This is a genomic window from Akkermansiaceae bacterium (assembly GCA_019634595.1).
Classification (GTDB): domain Bacteria; phylum Verrucomicrobiota; class Verrucomicrobiia; order Verrucomicrobiales; family Akkermansiaceae; genus Luteolibacter.
Map to the genome: position 1 here is coordinate 413,764 of JAHCBC010000004.1, position 22,531 is coordinate 436,294.

At 62.3% G+C, this 22,531-nt stretch carries 21 protein-coding genes and 1 tRNA gene; 13 read left to right on the forward strand and 9 right to left on the reverse strand.

Going from position 1 to position 22,531, the window contains the following annotated elements; genetic code table 11:
• Positions 1–191: 191 nt before the first annotated feature.
• Together dnaG and KF712_16945 are read right to left on the reverse strand one after the other, a co-directional pair.
• The gene (gene dnaG / locus KF712_16940) at positions 192–2,105 is read right to left on the reverse strand and encodes a DNA primase (GenBank protein MBX3742674.1); all 1,914 of its coding nucleotides are present in this window, start codon (positions 2,103–2,105) and stop codon (positions 192–194) included.
• A gap of 135 nt (positions 2,106–2,240) precedes the next feature.
• Positions 2,241–2,316 (reverse strand) — tRNA-Phe (locus KF712_16945).
• 191 nt (positions 2,317–2,507) lie between these two features.
• Here KF712_16945 and KF712_16950 point away from each other — a divergent pair.
• Entirely contained in the window at positions 2,508–3,056 is a 549-nt protein-coding gene (locus KF712_16950; protein MBX3742675.1) for a peptidylprolyl isomerase, read from the forward strand.
• 144 nt (positions 3,057–3,200) lie between these two features.
• Here KF712_16950 and KF712_16955 read toward each other — a convergent pair whose 3' ends face one another.
• A complete protein-coding gene (locus KF712_16955) occupies positions 3,201–3,629 on the reverse strand; it encodes a hypothetical protein (GenBank protein MBX3742676.1) in 429 nt (142 codons plus the stop codon).
• Positions 3,630–3,784: 155 nt separating this feature from the next.
• On the opposite strand from KF712_16955, the gene ccsA reads away from it, so the two are divergent.
• The 6 genes from ccsA to KF712_16985 all read left to right on the forward strand — a co-directional run bounded on the left by ccsA (position 3,785) and on the right by KF712_16985 (position 10,048).
• Positions 3,785–4,549 (forward strand): cytochrome c biogenesis protein CcsA, encoded by a 765-nt coding sequence (gene ccsA / locus KF712_16960; GenBank protein ID MBX3742677.1) that lies wholly within the window; start codon positions 3,785–3,787, stop codon positions 4,547–4,549.
• Complete coding sequence (hemA, locus tag KF712_16965; protein MBX3742678.1) at positions 4,549–5,559, forward strand: glutamyl-tRNA reductase; 1,011 nt, start codon at positions 4,549–4,551, stop codon at positions 5,557–5,559. Before ccsA ends, hemA begins: the two co-directional genes overlap by 1 nt.
• A gap of 1 nt (position 5,560) precedes the next feature.
• Positions 5,561–6,529, forward strand: a complete 969-nt coding sequence (hemC, locus tag KF712_16970; protein ID MBX3742679.1) for a hydroxymethylbilane synthase — start codon at positions 5,561–5,563, stop codon at positions 6,527–6,529.
• Positions 6,526–8,034: a uroporphyrinogen-III C-methyltransferase gene (gene cobA / locus KF712_16975; protein MBX3742680.1), complete on the forward strand. Its 1,509-nt coding sequence runs from the start codon at positions 6,526–6,528 to the stop codon at positions 8,032–8,034. The genes hemC and cobA overlap by 4 nt, the downstream gene beginning before the upstream one ends.
• A gap of 219 nt (positions 8,035–8,253) precedes the next feature.
• Positions 8,254–9,015 (forward strand): DUF1080 domain-containing protein, encoded by a 762-nt coding sequence (locus KF712_16980; protein MBX3742681.1) that lies wholly within the window; start codon positions 8,254–8,256, stop codon positions 9,013–9,015.
• 52 nt (positions 9,016–9,067) lie between these two features.
• Positions 9,068–10,048 (forward strand): murein L,D-transpeptidase, encoded by a 981-nt coding sequence (locus KF712_16985; protein MBX3742682.1) that lies wholly within the window; start codon positions 9,068–9,070, stop codon positions 10,046–10,048.
• An 11-nt stretch (positions 10,049–10,059) separates the two neighbouring features.
• Here the strand turns inward: KF712_16985 and KF712_16990 are convergent, their stop codons facing one another.
• Entirely contained in the window at positions 10,060–10,524 is a 465-nt protein-coding gene (locus KF712_16990; GenBank protein MBX3742683.1) for an SRPBCC family protein, read from the reverse strand.
• Between the two features lie 112 nt (positions 10,525–10,636).
• On the opposite strand from KF712_16990, the gene KF712_16995 reads away from it, so the two are divergent.
• The 6 genes from KF712_16995 (at position 10,637) to KF712_17020 (ending at position 17,332) form a co-directional block, all read left to right on the forward strand.
• Positions 10,637–11,407 carry a zinc-dependent peptidase gene (locus KF712_16995; GenBank protein ID MBX3742684.1) on the forward strand — a complete coding sequence of 257 codons (771 nt, stop codon included), beginning with the start codon at positions 10,637–10,639 and terminating at the stop codon, positions 11,405–11,407.
• Positions 11,408–11,832: 425 nt separating this feature from the next.
• Positions 11,833–13,659, forward strand: coding sequence for a cation:proton antiporter (locus tag KF712_17000; GenBank protein MBX3742685.1), 1,827 nt, complete (start codon positions 11,833–11,835; stop codon positions 13,657–13,659).
• Between the two features lie 276 nt (positions 13,660–13,935).
• Complete coding sequence (locus tag KF712_17005; protein ID MBX3742686.1) at positions 13,936–14,193, forward strand: hypothetical protein; 258 nt, start codon at positions 13,936–13,938, stop codon at positions 14,191–14,193.
• A 239-nt stretch (positions 14,194–14,432) separates the two neighbouring features.
• Positions 14,433–15,044: an outer membrane beta-barrel protein gene (locus tag KF712_17010; protein ID MBX3742687.1), complete on the forward strand. Its 612-nt coding sequence runs from the start codon at positions 14,433–14,435 to the stop codon at positions 15,042–15,044.
• Between the two features lie 144 nt (positions 15,045–15,188).
• Positions 15,189–16,007, forward strand: coding sequence for a glycerophosphodiester phosphodiesterase (locus KF712_17015; protein ID MBX3742688.1), 819 nt, complete (start codon positions 15,189–15,191; stop codon positions 16,005–16,007).
• Between the two features lie 251 nt (positions 16,008–16,258).
• Entirely contained in the window at positions 16,259–17,332 is a 1,074-nt protein-coding gene (locus KF712_17020; GenBank protein ID MBX3742689.1) for a right-handed parallel beta-helix repeat-containing protein, read from the forward strand.
• Positions 17,333–17,339: 7 nt separating this feature from the next.
• Here the strand turns inward: KF712_17020 and KF712_17025 are convergent, their stop codons facing one another.
• The 5 genes from KF712_17025 to KF712_17045 all read right to left on the reverse strand — a co-directional run bounded on the left by KF712_17025 (position 17,340) and on the right by KF712_17045 (position 22,495).
• Positions 17,340–19,229, reverse strand: a complete 1,890-nt coding sequence (locus KF712_17025) for a toll/interleukin-1 receptor domain-containing protein (protein MBX3742690.1) — start codon at positions 19,227–19,229, stop codon at positions 17,340–17,342.
• Positions 19,230–19,406: 177 nt separating this feature from the next.
• On the reverse strand, positions 19,407–19,790 hold the full coding sequence (gene rplT / locus KF712_17030; protein ID MBX3742691.1) for a 50S ribosomal protein L20: 384 nt from the start codon (positions 19,788–19,790) through the stop codon (positions 19,407–19,409).
• A 137-nt stretch (positions 19,791–19,927) separates the two neighbouring features.
• Complete coding sequence (rpmI, locus tag KF712_17035; protein MBX3742692.1) at positions 19,928–20,140, reverse strand: 50S ribosomal protein L35; 213 nt, start codon at positions 20,138–20,140, stop codon at positions 19,928–19,930.
• A gap of 65 nt (positions 20,141–20,205) precedes the next feature.
• On the reverse strand, positions 20,206–21,759 hold the full coding sequence (locus tag KF712_17040) for a hypothetical protein (GenBank protein ID MBX3742693.1): 1,554 nt from the start codon (positions 21,757–21,759) through the stop codon (positions 20,206–20,208).
• A gap of 28 nt (positions 21,760–21,787) precedes the next feature.
• Positions 21,788–22,495 (reverse strand): hypothetical protein, encoded by a 708-nt coding sequence (locus KF712_17045; GenBank protein ID MBX3742694.1) that lies wholly within the window; start codon positions 22,493–22,495, stop codon positions 21,788–21,790.
• Positions 22,496–22,531: the final 36 nt, after the last annotated feature.

The window sequence follows — 22,531 nt, forward strand, 5'->3', positions numbered from 1 at the left end:
CACGGGGTGGCCGAAGTCGTGAGACTTCTGGCTGCGAGACTCTACGGAGCGCGGATTTCAGTCCGCTTGGCTTCGCATGGATCGATTCTCTGGGGCGGACTGAAGTCCGCGCTCCAACAGGTCCAAGCGATGCCTCTCCGTCAGTTGCCGTCCACCACGCCGAATCTCTCACGAGATTCGCTACCCACCCACTACCCTTCCTTCTTCTCCCACTTCTTCTTCCAGGCCGGTTCCTTCGGCTTGTAGGTGGATGCCGCGAGCTGGTCGTCGAACTCGAACCTCTGGATGCCCTTCATCAGGGCGCTGATTTCCTTCGCTTCCTCCAGAAGCTGGGTCAGCCGCTCCGCGGACAGCCCCGGCTCGCGCATCGCCGCTTTCACCGCAGCATCGCGCTTCTGGATCACGATGGAGGAAAGGGCGGTCAGCGCATGCTCCGCGCTCTGGATGCCATTCTCATCCCCCGCCTCCCAGCGGCTTGCCTCTTTCGCCAATGCAAACCGGTCCGGCTCCGGCAGGCCCAGCATGAAGGTGTTCAATGCGGACGGTGATGCGGGATCCGGCGCTGAGGCGAGGATGCGTTCCAGCAGCGGGATGCCCTCCACCCAGCGGTCCGCCTCATGCAGCGTCTCGAACTGCTCCGCCAGGAAATGCTGCGCCATCCCGGAGGACAGCGCCAGATGGCAGAGCGCGCTGACGATGCTGTGGAGCGGCGTGGCCACCGTGACCGGCTTGTCCGCTTCCTTCTGGAGACCTTCCCTTTTCGGGAACTTCTTCACCCGGGCAATGGACTCCCGCAGCGCTGCCGCGGAGATACCCAGATGCGTCGCCACCACGTTGATCTGGTGGTCCCGTGCGGCGTGGTCGCTCATGGCTGCCAGAGCCTCCACGCTCTGGTTCGTGACCGCCGTCCTCTGCGCCGCCGTGTCCAGCGTTCCCTGTGATTTCGCCCGGCCCAGCTTGGAATCGAAAAAGTCCTTCGCCTCCGTGATCAGCTTCCGGAAAGCATCCGCACCATGGGCCTTGATGTAGGAGTCCGGATCATCCCCCGGTGGCATCTCCACCACCTTCGCGCCCATGCCGGCGGCCACCAGTTCTTTGAACGCCTTTTCCGAGGCCTCGATGCCCGCGCCGTCCGCGTCATAGCAGAGCACCACGTTGCTGATGTAGCGTTTCAGGATCCGCGCGTGCTGCGTGGTGAGGGCGGTTCCCTGGGTGGCGATGGCATTGTCGATGCCCGCCTCATGGCAGCAGATCGTGTCGAGCTGACCTTCGCAGAGCACCGCGAATTTTTCCTTCAGGATGGATTTCTTCGCCCGGTCCAGCGCGAACAGGACGCTGGATTTCTTGAAAATGGCCGTCTCCGGGGAGTTCTGGTACTTCCCCCCCTGCTGGTCCTCGCGCAGCTTCCGCCCGCTGAAACCGATCACGTCGCCGATCTCATTGCAGATCGGGAACATGAGCCGGTCCGTGAAGCGGATGTAGAGGCCCGCCCGCGGGTTTTCTTCGTCCTTCAACCCGGCGAGGCCCGCCGCGACCAGTTCCTGGCCGGTGTATTTCCGCGCCTTCACCCACTCCTTGAAAACCCTGCTGTCACGCGGCATCCAGCCCACCTGCCAACGCACCGCCATTTCCTTTCCGAAGCCCCGGGACTTCATGTAGGCGCGCGCATGTTGTGCCTCCGGATCGGTCAGCAGCCGCTCGTGCATGAACGCCGCCGCCTCCCGGTGCAGGTCCATCAGCCGTCCCTTTGACCGGCGGTCCGCATCCGCCTGCGGATCGAACGTCTCCACGATGGGCACGTTCGCCTTCCCCGCCAGTTTCTTGAGGGCGTCCAGGAAAGGCAGGTTTTCATACTCCATCACGAAGCCGATGGCGCTGCCATGCTTGCCACAGCCGAAGCAATGGAAGCTCTGCCGCGTGGGGCTGACGGTGAATGACGGCGTCTTTTCATGGTGGAACGGGCAGTTCGCCTTGAACGCCGATCCCATCCGCTTGAGCGGGATATAGGAATTGATCAGATCGACGATGTCCGTCGAATCCAGCACCTTCTGAACTGTCTCATTGGGGATCTGCGCCACGTTCCGGGGGCAGAGTATGACCGTCATCCCCCGGCCCGGAAATCGAAAAAACGATCCACCTGCGGAATGACGGGAAAGAACGATGGAACAGGCCAGCCAGCCTTGTTTCCGATGCAGCCTCTCTTCTCTGCATTGACCTCAGCAACCTGCTGGAGGTTAAGGTGGTGGCCCAACTCGGATTCGAACCAAGGACACGTAAATTTTCAATCTACTGCTCTACCAACTGAGCTATTGGGCCTTACCTTTCCTGCCCTCGCGGGCGGGCCGCGAAACTAAGAGGCACCCCACGGTTTTGACAACCGGAAAATGAAAAGAATTTCAGATTTCTTCCGCATGGCGGATACCCACTTCTAACAGGCGGATGGAACGGCGTCCGCCACCCGCTTTAAATCAGGTTGATCCACCGCCATCCGGCGTTCAGCCTGCGGCATGTCTGACATCAAAATCACGCTCCACACGACCGCCGGTGACATCGACGCCACCCTCTACGGCTCGAAGGCACCGATGACCGTTTCCAATTTCCTGAACCTCGGCAAGCGGGGCTACTATGACAACGTGGCCTTCCACCGCGTGATCGAGGGCTTCATGCTCCAGGGTGGCGACCCGACCGAAAGCGGCCGCGGCGGCCCGGGCTACAAGTTCGGCGATGAGTTCCACCCGGAACTGCGCCACCGCGCGCCGGGCGTGTTCTCCATGGCGAACGCAGGACCAGGGACCAACGGCTCCCAGTTCTTCATCACCACCACCCCCACCCCGTTCCTGGACAACCGCCACTCCGTCTTCGGCCAGGTGACCAACGGCATGGACGTGGTCGGCAAGATCACCGGCAAGAACAACACCGGCGAGCGCGGCTGCAAGTTCAACGGCGTGGGCGACAAGATCACCGGCGTCACCATCCACGACGACACCACCTCCCTGTTCGAGTCCCAGAAGGACAACCTGGAGCATTGGAACTCGATCCTGGACAAGGCGAAGTAAGGTTCACCCACCTCATTCAACGAAAGCCCGGCGGGATCACTCCTTCCGGGCTTTTTTCCATTCAGGGAGCATGCGTGGGGCCGTTCACGAAAAAGCCGCCGTCCCACGAGGGAACGGCGGCAGATTCATTCGGCCCGGGTCCTACTATTGGGGAGCAGGAGCTGGAACGGGGGCCGGCTCGGGAGCTGGTGCCGGCTCAGGGGCAGGCTCGGGAGCTGGTGCCGGCTCAGGGGCAGGCTCGGGAGCTGGTGGTGCCGGTGGCGGGCTGACGGCTTCCTCCACCTTGGCGGCGGCTTCCTTGGTCGCTTCGACAGCCTTGTCGGCAGCTTCCTTGGTGGCATCGACAGCCTTGTCAGCGGCTTCCTTGGCAGCATCGACCGCGTCGCTGCCTGCTTCCTTGGTCGCTTCGGCGGCCTTCTCAGCGGTGTCCTTCGCCGCGTCCACCGCCTTGTCGGCGGCTTCCTTGGTTTCTTCGACAGCGGCCTTCGCTTCTTCGCTCAGTTCGGCTTTTTTCTCACAGGAGGCGAAAAGGAGCGGCAGCGCGAGGGCTGGAATCCAGAGTTTCAGTTTCATGGTATTATTTATATTTTGTTGGTTGGGAGGCCCGGAGATCCGGGGACCGTCACCAAAGTAGCTCCCTATACGGAGGTCGTCAAAGAAAGTTGCACAACTTTCTCCCCGGAACCTTCGGACTTGCACAAGCGGGAGGCGGGAGCCATGGAAAGGGCATGGAGCGCTGGATGCTGCTGGCCGCCACCCTTCTCGCATTGGCGGGCGGGGTGTGGGGCATTGTGTCAGTCCGGCATGGCGACCGGAACCGGTGGACGGTGCTGTGGATGATCGGGGCGTTCCTTTTCCAACTCGGGTTCCTTTCACTCCGCGGGCAGATGCGCGGTGCCTGCCCGCTGGGGGACTGGGGTGAGCGTCTGGCCTACCTGTCCTGGTCCCTCACGCTTTTCTACATCCTCGTCGGACCTGCCTACCGGATCTCCCTGCTGGGGGTCTTCACCGCGCCCGTGGTGGTCATTTTCCAGAGCATCGCCCTGATCCCCGGCATGCTCCATCCCTCCCCCACCCGTGTGCTGAACACGACCGCCTGGGGGGAGACGCACTCCGCCACCTCCGTCCTCAGCTACGGGGCGTTCGCGCTGGCCGCAGTGGCTGGGATCATGTTCCTGGTGCTGGACCGCCAGTTGAAGGAACAGCACCTGAAGGGCGGGCTGTTCAGGAACCTGCCTCCGGTGAGGGAGTTGCTGGTGTCCGTGGAGCGCCTGCTCTGGCTGGGACTCGGACTGTTGACCATCGGCATCATCGCCGGGCTGCTCATGCCCCACAAGGGGTTGAACGCCCATTTCATCGTGGCGCTCGCGGTCTGGGGCGCGTATGCCGCCCTGTTGGTAATGAAAAGGGTGCGCGGGCTGACAGGACGAAGGATTTCCTCCGCGTCGGTGGTATTGTTCGTCATGTCACTGCTGGTATTCGCATTCGTCTGATGGAACTCGCCTGCCTGGGACTGAATCACCGGACCGCCCCCGTAGAGGTGCGTGAACGCTTCGCCGTGGGCACGACCAAGCTGGGCGAGGCGGCCGACGAGTTGACCCGCATCGCGCAGGTCGCGGAAGGAGTCGTGATCTCCACCTGCAACCGCACAGAGTTCTACGTCGCGGCGGACAGCGGACGGACCGCCCTCCAGCGGCTGGAGGCCGGACTGGCCACCCGGCAGAACCTCGCTCCGGACGATCTCACCCATTTCTACCGCCTGGAGAAGCACGATGCGGTGAAGCACCTCTGCCACGTCGTCAGCGGCCTGGACTCCATGGTTCTCGGTGAGACGGAAATCTTCGGCCAGGTGAAGCAGTCCTATGATGCCGCGCTGAAGGCCGGCACCACCGGCGGCATCCTCAACCGGGTCTTCCAGCGCGCCTTCGGCATCGGAAAGAAAGTCCGCACCCAGACCTCCATCCAGGAAGGCTCGACCTCCATCGGGAATGTCGCCGTGGATCTGGCGGAGAAAATCTTCGGCCACCTGCAGGACAGCCAGGTCATGATCCTGGGCGCTGGGGAAATGAGCCGCCTCACCGCACAGGCGCTCGTTTCGCGCGGCGCGCGCTCGATCTTCGTGACGAACCGCTCCTACGAACGGGCGGAAGAACTGGCCATGGAGATGGGGGGCCGCGCGGTCCGCTTTGACGACTGGCACCGCGTGCTGGCGGATGTGGACGTGGTCATCTCCTCCACCGGCGCGCCCCATGCCATCATCCACCGGGCGGATGTGGAGAAGATCCGCCGCGCGCGGAAGTTCCGCCCCCTCTTCTTCATCGACATCGCCGTCCCGCGGGACATCGAGCCTTCCGTCGGTGAAATCGAGGAAGTCTATCTTTACGACATCGACACGCTCGAACAACTGGCGGAAGAAGCACGCGTGCGCCGCCGCCGCCAGATCGAGGAATGCGAACGCATCATCGAAGCGGAACTCAACAAACTCAATCTCCCAGGCACCTGAAATGAGTGACCACTCCCCTGACCACACCCTCATCATCGGCACCCGCGGCAGCGAACTGGCGCTCGTGCAGGCCACGACCACCGAGCAACTGCTGGCGGAAGCCTTCCAGGGACTGTCCCTGCGCCGCGAGGTGATCCGCACCACCGGCGACCGCCGCACCGACCTTTCCCTGAGCGAGGTGGCGAAGGCGGAGGGCACCTTTGACAAGGGCGTCTTCATCAAGGAACTGGAGGAAGCGCTGGACCGCGGCGACGTGGATGTGGCCGTGCACAGCCTGAAGGACATGCCCACCGTGCTGGAAGACCGGTTCACCATCGCCGCCGTGCTCGAGCGCGCGCCCATCCGTGACGTGCTGGTGAGCCGGAAGCCCGGCGGACTGGACGCCATCCCGCTGAATGGCCGCGTGGGCACCAGCAGCGTGCGCCGCGCGAAGCAAATCCAGTGGCTGCGGCCGGACCTGGAGATCGTCGATCTCCGTGGCAACGTCCCCACCCGCCTGAAGAAGGCCGCCACCGAACGGCTCTATGACGCCATCCTGCTCGCGGAGGCCGGCCTGCTGCGGCTGGGCTACCTCCAACAGGAACCCCTCCTGCCGAACAGTGAGACCGTCATCGGCATCCCCGGCCTGCACGCCGTCCGTCTGCCGGAGGACGAGTTCTATCCCGCCGCGGGCCAAGGTGCCATCGCACTGGAAATCCGCGCCACGGATGCACCCAGCCGCATTTTCTGCGAAGGCATCAACCATCCGGAGACGATGACCCGCATCGCTGCGGAGCGGGAGTTCCTCCGCCTGCTGGACGGCGGCTGCCATACCCCCGTCGGTGTTTTCTCCAAGCTGGAGAACGGCCAGCTCACACTCAAGGCGCGCGTCTTCCCCGATGCGGGCGGCGAGCCGAAAACCGGCGGCATCACCGGCCCGGCGGACAACCCCATCGCCCTCGCGGCACAACTCTTCAACTCCCTCTCATGAGCAAATCCGGAACCTGTTATCTCGTAGGCGCCGGCCCCGGCGACCTTGGCCTTGTCACCCTCCGGGCAAAGGAGCTCATCGAATCCGCGGACGTGCTGGTCTATGACGCCCTCAGCAGTCCCCAGCTCCTCCGCTGGACAAAGGCGGGATGCGAGAAGATCTACGTAGGCAAACGTGCGAAGGACCACGCCGTGCCACAGGACCAGATCAACGGCATCATCGTCGAGAAGACCAAGGAGGGTAAGAACGTCGTAAGGCTGAAGGGCGGCGACCCGATGATCTTCGGCCGCGGCGGTGAGGAAGCAGCCGAACTTGCCGCCGCCGGTGTGGCGTTTGAGATCGTCCCCGGCATCAGCTCCGCCATCGCCGGTCCGGCCTACGCGGGCATCCCCGTCACCCACCGCGACCACAACACGCAGCTCACCATCTTCACCGGCCACGAGGACCCGACGAAGGGCTACACTTCCGTTGACTACGCCCAGCTTGCGAAGACCCCGGGAACGAAGGTGTTCCTGATGGGCGTGGCCCGCCTGCGGGAGATCACCTCATCCTTCATCGAACACGGGGCGGCTCCGGAAACCCCCATCGCCCTCACCCGCTGGGCAACCACCGGCTCCCAGTCCACCATCGAGGGCACCCTCGCGGACATTGCCGACATCGCGGAGGCCGCGAACTTTTCCTCCCCTGCCGTCGCCGTGATCGGGGATGTGGTGAAGGAGCGGTCAAAGATCAACTGGTTCGAGAAACGCCCGCTGTTCGGGAAAAAGATCGTCGTCACCCGCACCCGCGAGCAGGCCGGTGAACTCAGCAAGTCGCTGGCGGACCTGGGCGCGGATGTGATCGAGCTTCCCACCATCCGCATCGAGCATCCGGACGACCGCCTCGGCTTCGCCGAAATGGTCACCCATGCCCATGAATACGACTGGCTCGTCTTCACCAGCCCGAACGGCGTGGAGCGGTTTTTCGATGCCTTCTTCGCCACCTTCGAAGACGCCCGCAGCCTCGGCAACCCGCGCATCGCCGCCATCGGTGCTGGCACCGCCGCGAAGATCCGCGAATACCGCTTTGCCGTCGATCTGATCCCGGAGCGCTTCGTCGCGGAAGGGCTGATCGAGGCATTCAAGAAGGAGTCCGTGGAGAACCTGACCATGCTGTGGGTGAAAGCCGCTGAGACCCGTGACGTGGTCGGCAAGGGGCTGGAGGAACTCGGCGCGATCGTCGATGAATGCATCGCCTACAAGACGGTGCCGGAAACCGAGGATCCCACCGGTGCCCGCGCCCGCATCGAGGAAGAAGGCGCGGATCTCATCACCTTCACCTCCAGCTCCACTGTGGATCATTTCTTCGACCTTGGCATCGCCTGGCCGGACGGCTGCGTCGCCGGAAGCATCGGCCCCGTCACCAGCGACACACTGCGGAAAAAGGACATGAAGCCCGCCTTCGAAGCCACCCCACACGACATCCCCGGCCTTGTGGCTGCGATCGTGAGGTATTTCAGGAGGTGAGATACCTCTGGGAGCGGAGGCACCTCCTCTCACAGAGTTTTTTCAACCACAGATGAACGCGGATGAACGCAGATAAGAAGAGGATTGAGATGGGATTCTTCAATCTGTGTCCATCCGCGTTCATCTGCGGTTTGATTTCTTCCCTTTTTCCCGGCTCCCCGAGGCAGCCGGAGGATTGTCTTGATGGAATCCCGTGGTTCGGTCCGTAATGGCTGCATCATGAAAAAAGCCCTTCTCCTTTCCCTGTTGTTCGCTCCCATCCTCCACGCGGAAGTCGGTGTGGGAGCAAAGCCCATCGAGGGCGCGGAAGTCATCATCGACGGCACGCAGAAGACGCTTGAGGACAAGTGGATCTACTGGGAGGGACCGGGCTTCAAGTCCTCCATGCCGATCAAGTGGAAGATCGTGGAAGATCCGGTCGATGCCGGGAAGCACGCGCTGCAGACGGATGATCCCGCCGCTGCCGGTGGCAAGTATGGCGCGGCGGACATCGTGACGAAGAAGGAATACCGCGACTTCCGGCTGCACATCGAATTCTGCGTCATGAAGCCCGGCGGCAACAGCGGCGTCTATCTCCAGAACCGCTACGAGATCCAGATCAAGGACGGTGACAAGACCAAGCACGGCCTCGGTGCGGTCATCAACGAGACCGAGTCCCCCTACGACATCTACCACGGCCTCGGAAAATGGAACAGCTATGACATCGTTTTCCGCGCCGCACGCTTCCAGGACGGCAAGCGCGTGGAACCGGCGATGGTGACCATGTATTTCAACGGCAAGAAGGTCCACTCGAACCAGACCATCAACCAGGTGTGGGGCGGTCCCCGCTCCGGCATCGATGGCGGCAACGACGGAGGCAAGGGCATCACCGACACCCCCGGCGGCCTCAAACTCCAGTGCGAAGGCCACGACGTCCGCTACCGCAACGCCTGGATCAAGGAACTGGATCTGGAGAAGGCGGATACGGATTTCAAGGAGTAAGCCTTCTCCACAAACCGGTGGCGGTCGGCGGTTCCCTCGCCACATTGCGGGCATGCAACGCCTTTCCCGACAAGCCACCGTCCTCCTCTGTGCCACGTTACCGGTGCTGCTCGCCAGTTGCTCGATGCTGCCCGGAGGCGGTCGCCCCGGTGCGCCGTCCCCTTCCGGATCGATCGCCAAGGAGGACACGCTGAGGACGCAGATCTTCCTCGATGCGAAAGGCTTCGGCCCGGGCGTGGTGGATGGACGCTCCGGTGAGTTCACGGGCAAGGCACTGGCCCGCTACCAGCAGGCGAACGGGCTGTCCCCGGACTGGCGGCCGGACATTTCGAACATCACCACGCTATCCAGCTACACCATCACGGAGAAGGACCTCTCCGCGCTGGGCACGATGGCGGATGAGCCTGAGGACCAGGCGAAGCAGCCGAAGATGCCCTACACCACGCTCATCGAGCTGTTGTCGGAACGCTTCCACACCACGCAGAAGTTCCTCCGCACGCTGAACCCGGGCGTGGACCTCAACAGCATCCCACCCGGCACCACAGTGACGGTGCCAGCGGTGGCGCGTCCCTTCCGCTTCGACGCCTTTCCGTCCACCTATCCTGCCCCGTCCTCCGGCACCGCCTCCTCCCGCCGGGTTCTGGTGGATCTACGGGAGAAAATGCTGGAGGTGCGGGAAGGAAGCCGCCTGATCGCCGCCTTTCCCATCACCCCCGGCTCGACGGAACACCCGGCGCCTGCCGGCGAATGGCGTATCACCGGCTCCGTGCCGTGGCCATGGTACCGGTATGATGAAGGGGTGTTGAAGCGCGGGGAACGCACGGAGAACTTCTTCAACCTGCCGCCCGGGCCGAACAACCCGGTCGGCATCCTGTGGGCGGGCCTGAACCGCCCGGGAATCGGCATCCATGGCACGCCCGTACCGGACACCATCGGGCGGGCGGGCAGCCACGGCTGCATCCGCCTTTCCAACTGGGACGCGGCGAAGTTCCACTCCCTCGTCGGAAAAGGAACGCCGGTGACGATCCGGTGAGCCAACGCGGCTCAGCCCTCGTCCGGGATCTCCGCCTCCACCAGTTGCGCCAGCAAGGTGAGCGATTCCTGCCAGCCGAGGTAGCAGCCGTCCACCGGGATCATCTCCGGGATGCCCTCCTGGGTGATGTGGACCTCCGTGCCGCACGAAACGGGCCTGATGAGGATGGTGTTCTTCATCTCGCCCGGCAGGTTCGGATCCTCGAAACGGTCGGAATACACCAGCCTCTCTCCGGGAACGATCTCCAGGTAGGTGCCACCGAAATGATGCTCACTGCCGGTGCTGAAGTTCCTGAAGGACATGCGGTAGGTGCCGCCCACCTTCAGGTCCAGATGGTGGATCTTTCCGACGAAGCCGTGCGGAGGAAGCCATTTCACCTTCGCGTCCGGATCAGTGAAGGCACGGAAGATGCGGTCCGGTGTGGCGCGGAGGACGCGGTGGAGAACGACGGTGTTCGGGGCGGTGGTGGTGCTCATGGTCTTGTGGAGGTTGGTTTCATAAGCTCGACGAACGGCGGCGGCGCACAAGGACACACTGCGGGCGGAAAGTTGGACTTTCTCCGGTGGCGGCATCCGCTAGCGTGCGGCCATGATTCTGGAGAAACTGCAGCAACTCTTCGGTGGCGGGGCGGAACCCGTGTTCGAGGACGAGTGGATCGCCGTGCTTGAGGGGAACGTCCCGCTTTACAAGCGGCTGCCGGAGGAGCTGAGGCAGCGGCTTCACGAACGGATCGCCCGTTTCGTGGAGTCCGTGCGTTTCGAGGGTTGCAACGGGCTGGATGTCACGGATGACATGATCCTGACCGTGGCGGCGCAGGCCTGCCTGCTGGTCATCCACCGCGACGGCGTCCCCTACCCCGGCCTACGGACGGTCTATCTCTACCCCAGCACCTTCAGTTCCATCCACAAAAGCGTGGACGCCATGGGTGTGGTCACGGAAGGACGCGTCCACCGCCTGGGAGAATCATGGGAAACCGGCACCATCGTCCTGTCATGGGATTCCATCGAGCAAGGTGCGCGCGACATCCATGATGGGAGCAACGTCACCTTCCATGAATTCGCCCACCAGCTCGACCACGAGGACGGTCCCACCGATGGCGCGCCCGGTCTGGGCAGCCGCGCGGCCTACCGCTCATGGGCGCGTGTTTTTTCCGAGAACTACGCCGACTTTCTGGAACTCACCGAACGTGGCAGGAGAACCGTGATCGATGCCTATGGAGCCACCAACCCCGCGGAATTCTTCGCGGTGGCCACGGAGACGTTCTTCGAGAAACCCCGGCAGCTTTCCGAAAAGCGGCCTGAACTCTATCAGGAACTGATGGACTACTATGGGCTGGATCCGCGGGAGTGGTTTCCCTGAGAGGCCTCGTCCGCTTTCTCCGGTTCTACGGAGAAGGCTCCTTCCTGGTGGCAGGATGAAGGCCCGGCCGTTTTCGGCGGTGAGCCTCCCGATGGTGACTTCGGTGCGCCCGGAAAGGCATGGAGGATCAATTTCCGCGTCGCGGATCCGGATGCGATGGCCGCCCAAGCTCCTCTCCGCGGACATCGGGGTTGACCGTCGATCCGGAGACCTACCCCAACGGGTGTTTCGCTCCATTTCCACGATCCGGACGGAAACCCGATCAAACTCCGGCAAAGCGGCGGCACGGATGCACGCGACCGGCATCTGAATAGCCATGCCGCTCCATAACCCAACACCATCAAGCCTCCCCCGATCTAACAGTTAGATAAAACAGGTCGGAAAATGTTGGAAAATCCCCGAAAATTGATTTACGGGGGGCGGAGATGCACGATGTCGCCCTCATTTCAAATCTCATTTCCGCCTCCAGCTTCCTCGGCGCGGCGATCCACAATCTCGACCTGATCCTGACGATCACAGGAGGCCTGGGCGCCGCATTGCTCCTCGGTTATCTTTCCCACCGCATCGGGCTTTCCCCCATCGTCGGCTATCTGCTGGCAGGCATCGTGGTGAGTCCGCACACCCCCGGTTTCGTGGCGAACGAAGGGATGGCGAAGCAGTTGGCGGAGATCGGTGTGATCCTGCTGATGTTCGGGGTGGGCCTCCATTTCCACTTCAAGGAACTGCTGGCGGTGAAGCGGATCGCCATTCCCGGTGCGGTCGTACAGAGCGCGGCCGCCACCCTGCTGAGCATGTTCATCATGCACGCGTGGGGCATGACGTGGACGCAGGGCGCGGTCTTCGGCATGGCCATCGCGGTGGCCAGTACGGTGGTCCTCACCCGCATCCTGGTCGATAACAACCACCTGCACACCCCCATCGGCCATGTGGCGATCGGCTGGCTGGTGGTGGAGGATATTTTCACGGTGTTCGTGCTGGTACTCATCCCCGCCATCTTCGGCGGTGAGGCCGGGGCGGAGCTGAGTGCCGGGGCCGTGGCCATGGCGCTGGTCTGGACAACGGTGAAAATCGTAGCCCTGGTCGCCGTTGTCTTCTTCGTCGGTGGCTGGGCCGTGCCACGGATCCTGACGCTCATCGCGCGCACGCGCTCCCGGGAGCTTTTCACCCTGGGCGTGCTGGTGCTGGCGCTGGGCATCGCCGTGGGTTCCGCCAAGCTTTTCGGGGTCTCCATGGAACTGGGTGCGTTCCTCGCCGGCATGGTGGTGGGGCGTTCCGACTTCAGCAGCCGCGCCGCCACCGACGCGCTGCCGATGAAGGATGCCTTCGCGGTCCTTTTCTTCGTCTCGGTCGGCATGCTTTTCGACTATCACATCCTCGTCCAGAGCCCGTGGATGGTGCTGGCGACCGTCGCCATCGTCATGGTTGGCAAGCCGGTGGCCGCCATCGTCATCACCGTGCTGCTGCGCTATCCGTCGCGCACCGCGCTGGCGGTGGGCGCGGTGCTGGCCCAGATCGGCGAATTTTCCTTCATCGTCGGCACCATGGCCATGATGTATGGTCTGATCGATGACCGGGCGTTCAACGTCCTGGTGGCGACCGCCATCATCTCCATCACGCTGGCCCCCATCCTTTACCGCACGGTGGATCCCATCGAGCGCGCCTTGGCAAAGAACCCGAAGCTTTGGGCGATGCTGAACCGGAATCCCGCCGTCGGCAAGAAGCCCAAGTTCGATCCGGAGCATGACTCGCTTCGCAAGGCCATCGTCGTCGGCTACGGACCGGTCGGACAGACCGTGGTGCGCCTGCTGAACGACAACGGCTTCTCCCCGGTGGTGGTGGAGATGAACGTGGATACCGTGCAACGTCTCAGGACGGAGGGCATCGCGGCGGTGTATGGAGACGCCGGCCATGCGGAAACGCTCAAGACCGCAGGCGCGGATGAGGCGCAGATCCTCATCCTCAGCGCATCCAGCGTGCAGGCCGCCAAGGAACTCATCCGCGAGGCCCGCCGTCTCAATCCCAAGATCCGCGTGATCGCCCGCACCGCTTACCTGCGTGAGGCGGAGGCACTTGCCGCCGTAGGTGCGGACAGCGTCTTCACCGGCGAGGGTGAGGTGGCGCTCTCCATGACCGAAAACATCCTCGAGAGCTTCGGCGCCACGCCGGAGCAGATCGACCGCGAGCGTGAACGCATCCGCCGGGAGTTCTCCCGCGACGAATTGGCGGATGCCGGGCCGATGCCAACGCATTGACGCGGCCATCGTGCTGTGCGTTCTGCAACGGGGAGCGCACAGGTTGCAGCGGAGCGGAGCACGCCGCTTCAGACCCGACTCCAAGCGAATCATTGGATGACAATGGATTGCGTCTGAATATCATCCTTGGCCCATGCCTTGCGATGGGGATCTCCACAATGATCCGAGATCGCGCCATGGAACTACTGGGCTGGATGGCCGCTGCCATCATCATCGCCACCATCGCCTGGTTCCAGAGAGCGCAGGCCGGGTTCTGAATCCCATCATCAGACGACCATGAACCATATCCACTTCCTCACCGACCTGGAACTGACTCCTGACGAGCAGTCCCGTGCACTCAAAGGACACATCCTCCGTACGGCGGCCGCGAACTGCCGGGACGGGGTGCGCAAGCTGCCAATGGAGATGGTGCGCATCGAAAAGATGCTGGAGGATCGCAGTATCTTCCACCTCATCCCGGTGAATGATGAAGCGGTTCTGGAAAGACGGGAATTTTCCTCGGCGAAGACCGGATTACGCCGCTCCGGTTCGTAAAACCCACGTTACCCGGAGACACGAAATCGATGGCGGACCTTTTCAAGAGGGTCCGCCATTTCCATTTTCGGTTACATCCATTTTCCAGCTTAACTCTCTCAAGGTCTGGATACTATGGCAAATCGCACCAACAAAAGCCTTAATTTTGCGCATTGTTTCATAATTCACCTTCATAGAGCTATTTATAAGCATTATTTGCGTTAGACGGGCGCGATTGCGATGCGATCAAGTCCCTTACCATGAACAAGTTGATCCTACCCATTACCGTATCCGCTCTGGCCCTCACCGTCATTCCGGCATCCGCTGGCGAACCGAGCCAACCCTATCAACCTTACCAACCCGCCCCGGTCGAACAGTCCCCGATGTGGCAATGGTTCGTGGGTGGCTCCGTGAGCTATCTCTTCGAATACGACGAACCCATGTACGCGCTGAATGTCGGAGCGAAATCCCCGTGGAGTCCGCTCGGATTCGCCACCAGTTTCTATCTGGAGGGCGGCTTCGTGGAGGATGACAATGAATCCCGCATCCCGCTGGGTGTCGGTGGCATTGACTCCGACCTGGAGATCATCCCGGTGACCCTCAACGTGCAGTTCGAGAAAGCGCTCAATGACTGGATCGGCCTCTACTTCGGTGTCGGTGCGGGTGCTTCCTTCACCGATCTCAAGGTCGCCGGTGTGGGCCACGACCACGACACGGTCTTCACTGCGCAGGCTTTCGCCGGGGTGAACTTCCGGGTGGGAGCCAACTCCGAGATCTACACCGGTGGACGCTATATCCGCTTCGACGATGCGGATAACTACGACCTGGATAACACCTGGGCCGCGGAAGCAGGCTACCGCTGGAAGTTCTGAACGGATTCCATTTCCACCTTTGGAAATGCGGGCCGTCCGGATGATCTCCGGACGGCCCTTTTTCCGTTCATGGACGATTCGTTCACATGGGGTGGATTGACAGGTGCCGTCCATCCCGTCTTGCTTGTCCACAACCCGCTTTCCATGAACCCCATCAAACTCCTTTCCCCGATCCTGCTCGCCGTTTCCCTCCTCCACACGGCCAGCGCGGAGGAGAAGGCCAGGCCTTTCCACTTCGCCCACCGTGGCGGCGCGTTCGAGTTCGAGGAAAACACCCTCTCCGCCTTCCGCGGCAGCTATGAGGCCGGCATCCGCGGCTGTGAGCTGGACATCCGCATGACCAAGGACGGGGAGCTGGTCATCCTCCATGACGATTCCCTGCAGCGCACCCACCAGGGCGAGGGGCCGGTCGAGCATCTCACCGCGGAGGAGGCGCGGAAGATCGTCAGCCGCAAGCAGGGGGAACCGATGCTCTTCCTGGCGGATTTCCTCAAATACTTCTCCGACAAGCCGGGGATGTACATCGAGTTCGAGATGAAGACCAGGAATGCCGGCCTCTATCCTGACAGCCGGATCACGGAGTATGCGGAGAAGATCCATGCCGCGGTCACGGCAAAGGTTCCGCAGGGCAGCACCTATGTTTTCACCTCCTTCGATCCCCGCCCTCTGAAGGCCGTGAAGAAGATCGATCCCGCGGCGGAGATCATGTTCATCAAAGGAGGTCCGCTCACTCCGGAAATCCTGCTCGCTGCGAAGGAGATCGGCGCGAAGCGGGTTGCCTGCAAGATGGAAGGCACCACCCGGCTCGCGGTGAAGGATGCTCAGAAACAGGGCTTCATCGTCACCGGCTGGCCGGGTCACACGCTGGAGGACTACTTCCTGGGACTGGGCCTCGGTGTGGATGCCATCTGTACCGACATCCCGGTTGCCGTGCAGAAACACATCGAGCGTAGCGGCCTCTGACGGAATGTATCAGCCATCAAGCCGGATCCGTCACGCGATCACGTGATATCCGGATGACCGGTTTCGTGACATGGTTCTTCCGTCAGCGCGAAGGACTCCCCCCGACCGGAACGGTGACAAATTTCCCCCCAAAAAGAGATCGGCAGGTGATTCCCCCCACGGCGTCATCTGCCGATTTGGTTTTCCGGGGATGATGGCGGGAGACCATGAGTGCAACTTTCACGCCGCTGTTTCCGTATTCCCGGGAACCCATGAAGATCCACCCATTGGCCGCGTTGCTGCCGACCCTGGTTTTTTCCTGCATCGCCGCCGGCGAGCCTCTGGTGATCAATGGCAGGGATGAGCTGAAAGCCGCCCTCCCGAACCTGAAGGAGAATACCGTGATCCGCATCGCCCCCGGTGACTACGGGTCCGGCTACCAGGTGAGGAACATCCCGAACCTGACGGTGGAGGCGCTCGATCCATCCTCGCCACCTGTATTCCGTGGCGGAAATGAAGGCTGGCATTTCAGCCAATGCAGCGGACTGACCCTGCGGAACCTGACCATCACCGGACAGTCGTCGAACGGGATCAACATCGACGACGAAGGTGAGCGTGAGCGTCCGGTGAAGGGCATCACCCTCGAAGGACTGGGCATCACCGATATCGGTCCTGCCGGAAATCATGATGCGATCAAACTTTCCGGTCTCACCGGTGTCACCATCCGCAACTGCCGGATCGAGGGCTGGGGCGGCCAAGCCATCGACATGGTTGGCTGCCACGCCTCCCTCATCACCGGGTGCACCATGACGGGGAAGGAGGGCTTCACCCAGGCCACCGGCATCCAGACAAAGGGAGGCTCCTCATCCATCATCATCGAGAAATGCCGGTTCACGAACACGGGGCAGCGGCCCCTGAACGTCGGTGGTTCCACCGGCATGCCCTATTTCCGCCCGTCCGGCGCGAAACATGAAGCCAGGGACATAACGGTCCGTGACTGCGTGATCGAAGGCGGGGACTGCGCCGCGGCATTCGTCGGGGTGGATGGCGGATCTTTCACGGGCAATACCATCATCCATCCGGAAAAATGGATCTTCCGCATCCTCCAGGAGACGAAGGCGGAGGGCTTCGTCCCCTGCCGCAACGTCACCATCAGCGGCAACCGCATCGTCTTCCGGAGATCCGGGGTGAAGACGGACATCAACATCGGCTCCGGTACGGAGGCAGGCACCTTCATCTTCAGGGACAACAGTTGGTTCGCCGAGGATGCGCCGGAAAATTCAAAACCCGCCCTTCCATCGCCCGAACAGGGTGGAACCTACGGGACCGATCCCCGGAAGTCCTGACCCGGCCTCACTCCGCCGATACGGTGGACAGTCCGTAGAGGGTCTCCGCCGCGATGAAGAGCCAGTTGTCCTCGATGGACTCCACGACCGCCGGGCCAATGTCCGTGACGAGGTGTGCACGGGCGCGGCGCACCCGCACGACCTGCGCCTTCGGACGCGGATCGGACTTTTCCATCTTCAGCCAGCCGTCCATCGCCACCAGCGCCCACGGATACCACAGGAACCGGTAGGCTTCCTTCCGCTGGACGCTGTGCCCGCCGATCATCACGTCACTCTCAAACTCGCCGCTCGCCACCGGGAAGGCGGCACTACGGGAAACGCAGTCGATGAGCTGCCGCTCCATCGCGCGCAGGATGGGATCCGGGATGGGAATGCCCGCCTCATTCCTCGCACGCAACAGGGTGGCGTGGATCTGGAGGGTGAGTCCGTCAAAAACCTCGTATCGGTTCTCCCCGGTGCCGCGCCATCCGGCCACCTTGCCGCTTTCATGGAAATTGTCCCGCAACCAAGCCGCCGTGGACGCCAGCAGCTGGTCCCGCTTTTCGATGCTGCCCAGCCATGGCAGGCCCGCCTTCCGGCACTCCAGCAAGGATAGCAGGGCCAACGAGGCGGAATAGGAATTCGGCGGAGCCGTCTGGTCCTTGCCCGGGAACATCCACCAGCCACCGGACTCCACCCGATAGCCTTCCAGCACCTGCTGGGCCTCCAGCAGATTCTTTTCCACCGCAGGTTTCATGCTTTCCGGCATGAGGCCATCCCTGCTGTGGGACGCCGCCAGCAGATTCACGAACCAGAACGCACCGCAACTGTCGAACGGCTTCATCGTCGGTACGGGCGGCGCGTAGAATTCCTGAAACCCGGAGATGGCTGCACCCGGCTGCGGTTCATAGGGCATCCGCGCGCACTTCAGCAACAGGTCGTTCCCCCACGGCCCGCGTTCCTGCATCCGGCAGAGCGCGAACATGGCCTGAGAATGGCTGAAGGGGTCATCCGGCAGCTCGTCATCCTCCCCCTCACGGAGCGTCTGGCTGATCCAGCCGCTGTCCTCCTTCGCCCGGTGGATCGCGTTCGCCAGATTCAGGCGCAGGCTCTTCGCCACCGACATGACCTCCGCATCGGATGGCACCGCCCGCATCACTGAAAGTTCCCGCTTGTCCAGCTCCAGCTGGATACTGTCACGCCCCGGCAGGCCCACCCCCTGGTCCGCCAACAGCAGGTAGCCTGCGGTGCCAAATACCAGCCCGCACGCGCCGCCCACATACCACTGGATGCGGCGCATCTTCCTCCGCCGGGCCTCGCGCTGCTTCAACCGGTCGAAGCCGATGTCCAGGATCCCCGCCACCAGCTTCAGGAATGCATGCGCCTTCCCGTCCTTGCCCGGTCTCACATCCGCCGCAAGCGGCTCCGCCGGTTCAGCGGAAATCCCGCCTTCCCCGTCGAGCTGGAAGCGGATCGCCTGCGGAAAGCACTCCCCCAACCCCTTTCCCGGATCTTCACCCGCGTAGGGCTCTCCGGAAACGATCAGGCACAGGACACGGTCTTCCCGTCCGAGCGATTTGAAATAACGGACTTCCTCATTCACCCACTTGCTCGCGGCTGACTTCTCGGAGCAGATGACGATGAGCGTGCGGGAATCCCGCAACGAACGCCTCAGCTTTCCGCCGAGGTCCGCCCCACCCGCCAGCTCGTCCCGGTCCCGGAACACCGGCCGCAGATGGTTCGGCACCTTTTCACCCCTGAAATCCGATCCCGCCACGCCGCGTGGCAGCCGGTAGCCCTCCAGCGAGCGGTGGATCCACGTCGCCCATGCCTCATCCTGATGGTTGTAGCTGATGAACGCCCAGTATTTGAAATCGACGTCGTCATCGATGGAGGCCGGACCATTCGTAGCTGCCATGATTCTGGTGCGCGGACCTCTGGAACCGCTCCATTTCGTTGGAGCATTCCCCCCGATCCGTCAATGCGGATGTAGGAGGGAAGCACATTGGCTCAATGCCGGCATATCCCCTCCCTCACGAAAAAACCGCCGCCCGGACGAACCGGACGGCGGTGCTGAATGTTTCGTTCAGGAGTATCAGGCGCTCTTCGCGGCGGACGCTTTGTCCTCCAGAGCCTTCTTCACTTGCGCGACGATGGCGGAGAAAGCGGCGGCATCCGTGATCGCGAGGTCCGAGAGGATCTTGCGGTCAGCTTCGATACCGGCAGCCTTCAGGCCTTCGATGAAGCGCGAGTAGGTCAGACCCTCGGCGCGCACAGCGGCATTGATCCGTTGCGTCCAGAGACGGCGGAACTGGCCTTTGCGGCGCTTGCGGTCGCGATACTCATAGGTCATCGCCTTGCGGACGGCGTCCTTGGCGTAACGGAAGAGCTTCGAGCGGAATCCGCGGAAGCCCTTGGCACGGAGCAGCGTCCGCTTGCGGCGGGCGCGGCTGGCCGGTGAGTTGGTGGCACGTGGCATTTCTTATTTTCAGTTTGAACAGACCGTTGTTATTCTTCCTTCCGCAGTCTCGACTGTTCTTGTATCCCTCGCGGGATCAGGCTGCGTGAAGGCCGTCCGAAACGCGGACGGGGGCGTAGTTTCGTTGCTTCGTATCTTCAGTGGCTGAAGGGAAGATTCTCACGAACATTGCGGTAGTCCGCAGCGGCAAGCTCGGTGGCTTGTCCAAGGCGGCGTTTGCGCTTGCTGTTCTTGCATTGCAGAAGGTGGCGGGCACCTTGCTTGCGACGCATGATCTTCCCGGTACCAGTCACTTTGAAACGCTTGGCAACGGCCTTCCGTGTCTTTGCTTTTCCTCCGACTCTTGGCATGGGGCGGGCAACCTATGGGACCACCGGCCCGTGACAAGCCAAAAGTGGTTCGATTTTCTGAAATTTCACTCCAAAAGCGCTGAAAGCGCGTTGAACCACTTCACCGCCATCTTTTCCGCCCCCGCCTGGCTAGGGTGGACCTGATCGTGGATCGCATCCGTCTGGGTGTTCCAGCCCTCCGCCTGATTCACGATGATGACGGGACTGGACGCCGTGTCGAGTTCCGCCGCCACTTCCGCGAGACGGAGGTTGAGCACGGGTATATAGCCATACTTCACGACCGCCGGATTCTTCTCGGAAATCTTCGGGCTCGTGATCACCTGGGCGAGCAGGATCTTCACGCCCGGGTTCACCGAGCGACAGGTGGAGATCATCGCACGGGTCGCGTTCTCCACCCTGGTGATGATCGTGGATTCGGAAAAATCGGCCAGGTCGAAATTATGGCCGGAGTGGATGAGGACGATGTCCGCGGGATTTCCCGGGAAGGCCGCCGCGAGGTTGTTCCTCACTGCCTCCGCATTCGCGCCGCCCTGCCCCAGATGGTTGAGCGTGACCGGCCCATACAGCGGACTGGTGTAGGCCCTCTCCTGCGTCCGGGTCCCCACGAACCCGAAATGAAATCCGGCGGCCCTCAGCTTGTCGTACAGCGGGCCGCGGTAACTGTAAAACGAGCCGGTCGATCCCTCGGTGATGGAGTCCCCCACCGGCATGATCCGGGCGACAGGGTGGGTGATTCCCTCCGTCACCACGAAAAATTGCCGAGGAACAGAGATGATCGGGCCCATGTTGAAAGTCCTCACCCCTCCGATGGATTGCCCGACCGACGCCCTGATGCCCCATCGTTTCCGGTAAAGGGGGCCGGTCAGATCGCCGGATGCCAGCACGGAATAGTCACCACCCACGTCCGTATCGAATGAAATGGAGGCATCCCCATCCACCACCCTGAAGTCCGTGACCTTCAGCGCTCCGGCGGCCGGGGCCGTGGCATCGGTGAAATTGAGCGTCAGGTTGTCCAGGTCCGTGTAGGCGGCGGCACCGCCGGTATCCACCCACGGAAAGTAGAAGGTCACCGTCCGGTCGGTCAGATTCACGAAATCCCCCGCCGTGATGTTTCCCCCGACCGTGGTGTTCGACGCGGGATTGGTGAAACTCAGGACATTCGTCCCGGACGAAGAGGCATTCTGGGTTTTACCGATGATCCCGATGGTGTCGGCCGTCACATCGTCGTAACCGTCGATCGAGCTATAGACGCGGGCATTCGAATAGCTGGCCGCCACGACCGTGCTGTTGTAATCCGCCGTCAGTGACACCAGATTGATCGCTGTTCCCGCAGCAATGGTGATGCTGAAGGAAAGATATTTCCCGTCGGCGAGCGCCGTGCCGGTCAGGTTCTGGGTATCACCGCCCTCGAAGCGCAGGGCGTCCGGATTCCCGCTGAGATCGAGGCCGCCGCCGATGTTCAGATCGGAAACGGTGACCCCCGCAGGGAGGTCCGTGAGAACAGGAGAGAGGGAACCTTCCGTGAACGCGAAGCGGGCGGTTCCGCCGGAAGCTTCCGGCAGAACGCCGGCCGCAAGGGCGGCGCAAATCGCCAGCCGGGGAAAATACGATGAACACATGATGTTCCGGTCGAAAAATCCTTTCCCGTCAGGCCGGCCGGCGGCGGCGCAACAGCGGGATCAGCCCCAATCCGCCGAGGAGGACATGGGACGGCTCCGGAACGACATCAAAGGTAAGCGTGAGATTGTCCAGATCGGTGTAGGCGGTGCCGCCGCCGTTATCGACCCAAGGGATATAGAACGTCACCGTCCGGTTGGTCAGATTCATGAAATCCCCCGCTGCCACCGCCATGTTTGCCCCTACCGTCGAGTTCGAGGCGGGATTGGTGAAACTCAGGACATTCGTCCCGGACGAAGAGGCATTCTGGGGTTTGCCCAGGATTCCGATGGTGTCAGCGGTCACATCGCCATATCCGTGGATCGAACTATAGACGCGGGCATTCGAGTAACTGCCAGCCGCGACCGTGCTGATGTAATCCGAGGTCAGCGAAACCAGATTGATCGCCGTTCCGGATGCGATGGTGATGCTGAAGGAAAGATACTGGCCGTTGGTGAGCGCCGTACCCGTCGCGGTTCCGGTATCGTTCCCTTCAAAGCGCAGGGCATCCGGGTTTCCGCTGAGATTGAGCCCGCCGCCGATGCTCAAATTGGAAACCGTCACTTCCGGAGGGACATTTGTCAGGACCGGAACGAGACTGCCTGCCGTGAACGGAAAAGCGATGCTGGCGGCCTCCGAACGGAACGGGATCAGCAAAAATGACGCCGACAACAGGGAAAGACTCAACGGGCTTTTCATGGGTATCCGGGTTTAGCCCCCAACTTGCCTACCGGG

Coding starts and splice junctions, on each gene's coding strand:
- dnaG (MBX3742674.1), bottom strand. CDS start 2,105: ATGACGGTCATACTCTGCCCCCGGAACGTGGCGCAGATCCCCAATGAG.
- KF712_16950 (MBX3742675.1), top strand. CDS start 2,508: ATGTCTGACATCAAAATCACGCTCCACACGACCGCCGGTGACATCGAC.
- KF712_16955 (MBX3742676.1), bottom strand. CDS start 3,629: ATGAAACTGAAACTCTGGATTCCAGCCCTCGCGCTGCCGCTCCTTTTC.
- ccsA (MBX3742677.1), top strand. CDS start 3,785: ATGGAGCGCTGGATGCTGCTGGCCGCCACCCTTCTCGCATTGGCGGGC.
- hemA (MBX3742678.1), top strand. CDS start 4,549: ATGGAACTCGCCTGCCTGGGACTGAATCACCGGACCGCCCCCGTAGAG.
- hemC (MBX3742679.1), top strand. CDS start 5,561: ATGAGTGACCACTCCCCTGACCACACCCTCATCATCGGCACCCGCGGC.
- cobA (MBX3742680.1), top strand. CDS start 6,526: ATGAGCAAATCCGGAACCTGTTATCTCGTAGGCGCCGGCCCCGGCGAC.
- KF712_16980 (MBX3742681.1), top strand. CDS start 8,254: ATGAAAAAAGCCCTTCTCCTTTCCCTGTTGTTCGCTCCCATCCTCCAC.
- KF712_16985 (MBX3742682.1), top strand. CDS start 9,068: ATGCAACGCCTTTCCCGACAAGCCACCGTCCTCCTCTGTGCCACGTTA.
- KF712_16990 (MBX3742683.1), bottom strand. CDS start 10,524: ATGAGCACCACCACCGCCCCGAACACCGTCGTTCTCCACCGCGTCCTC.
- KF712_16995 (MBX3742684.1), top strand. CDS start 10,637: ATGATTCTGGAGAAACTGCAGCAACTCTTCGGTGGCGGGGCGGAACCC.
- KF712_17000 (MBX3742685.1), top strand. CDS start 11,833: ATGCACGATGTCGCCCTCATTTCAAATCTCATTTCCGCCTCCAGCTTC.
- KF712_17005 (MBX3742686.1), top strand. CDS start 13,936: ATGAACCATATCCACTTCCTCACCGACCTGGAACTGACTCCTGACGAG.
- KF712_17010 (MBX3742687.1), top strand. CDS start 14,433: ATGAACAAGTTGATCCTACCCATTACCGTATCCGCTCTGGCCCTCACC.
- KF712_17015 (MBX3742688.1), top strand. CDS start 15,189: ATGAACCCCATCAAACTCCTTTCCCCGATCCTGCTCGCCGTTTCCCTC.
- KF712_17020 (MBX3742689.1), top strand. CDS start 16,259: ATGAAGATCCACCCATTGGCCGCGTTGCTGCCGACCCTGGTTTTTTCC.
- KF712_17025 (MBX3742690.1), bottom strand. CDS start 19,229: ATGGCAGCTACGAATGGTCCGGCCTCCATCGATGACGACGTCGATTTC.
- rplT (MBX3742691.1), bottom strand. CDS start 19,790: ATGCCACGTGCCACCAACTCACCGGCCAGCCGCGCCCGCCGCAAGCGG.
- rpmI (MBX3742692.1), bottom strand. CDS start 20,140: ATGCCAAGAGTCGGAGGAAAAGCAAAGACACGGAAGGCCGTTGCCAAG.
- KF712_17040 (MBX3742693.1), bottom strand. CDS start 21,759: ATGTGTTCATCGTATTTTCCCCGGCTGGCGATTTGCGCCGCCCTTGCG.
- KF712_17045 (MBX3742694.1), bottom strand. CDS start 22,495: ATGAAAAGCCCGTTGAGTCTTTCCCTGTTGTCGGCGTCATTTTTGCTG.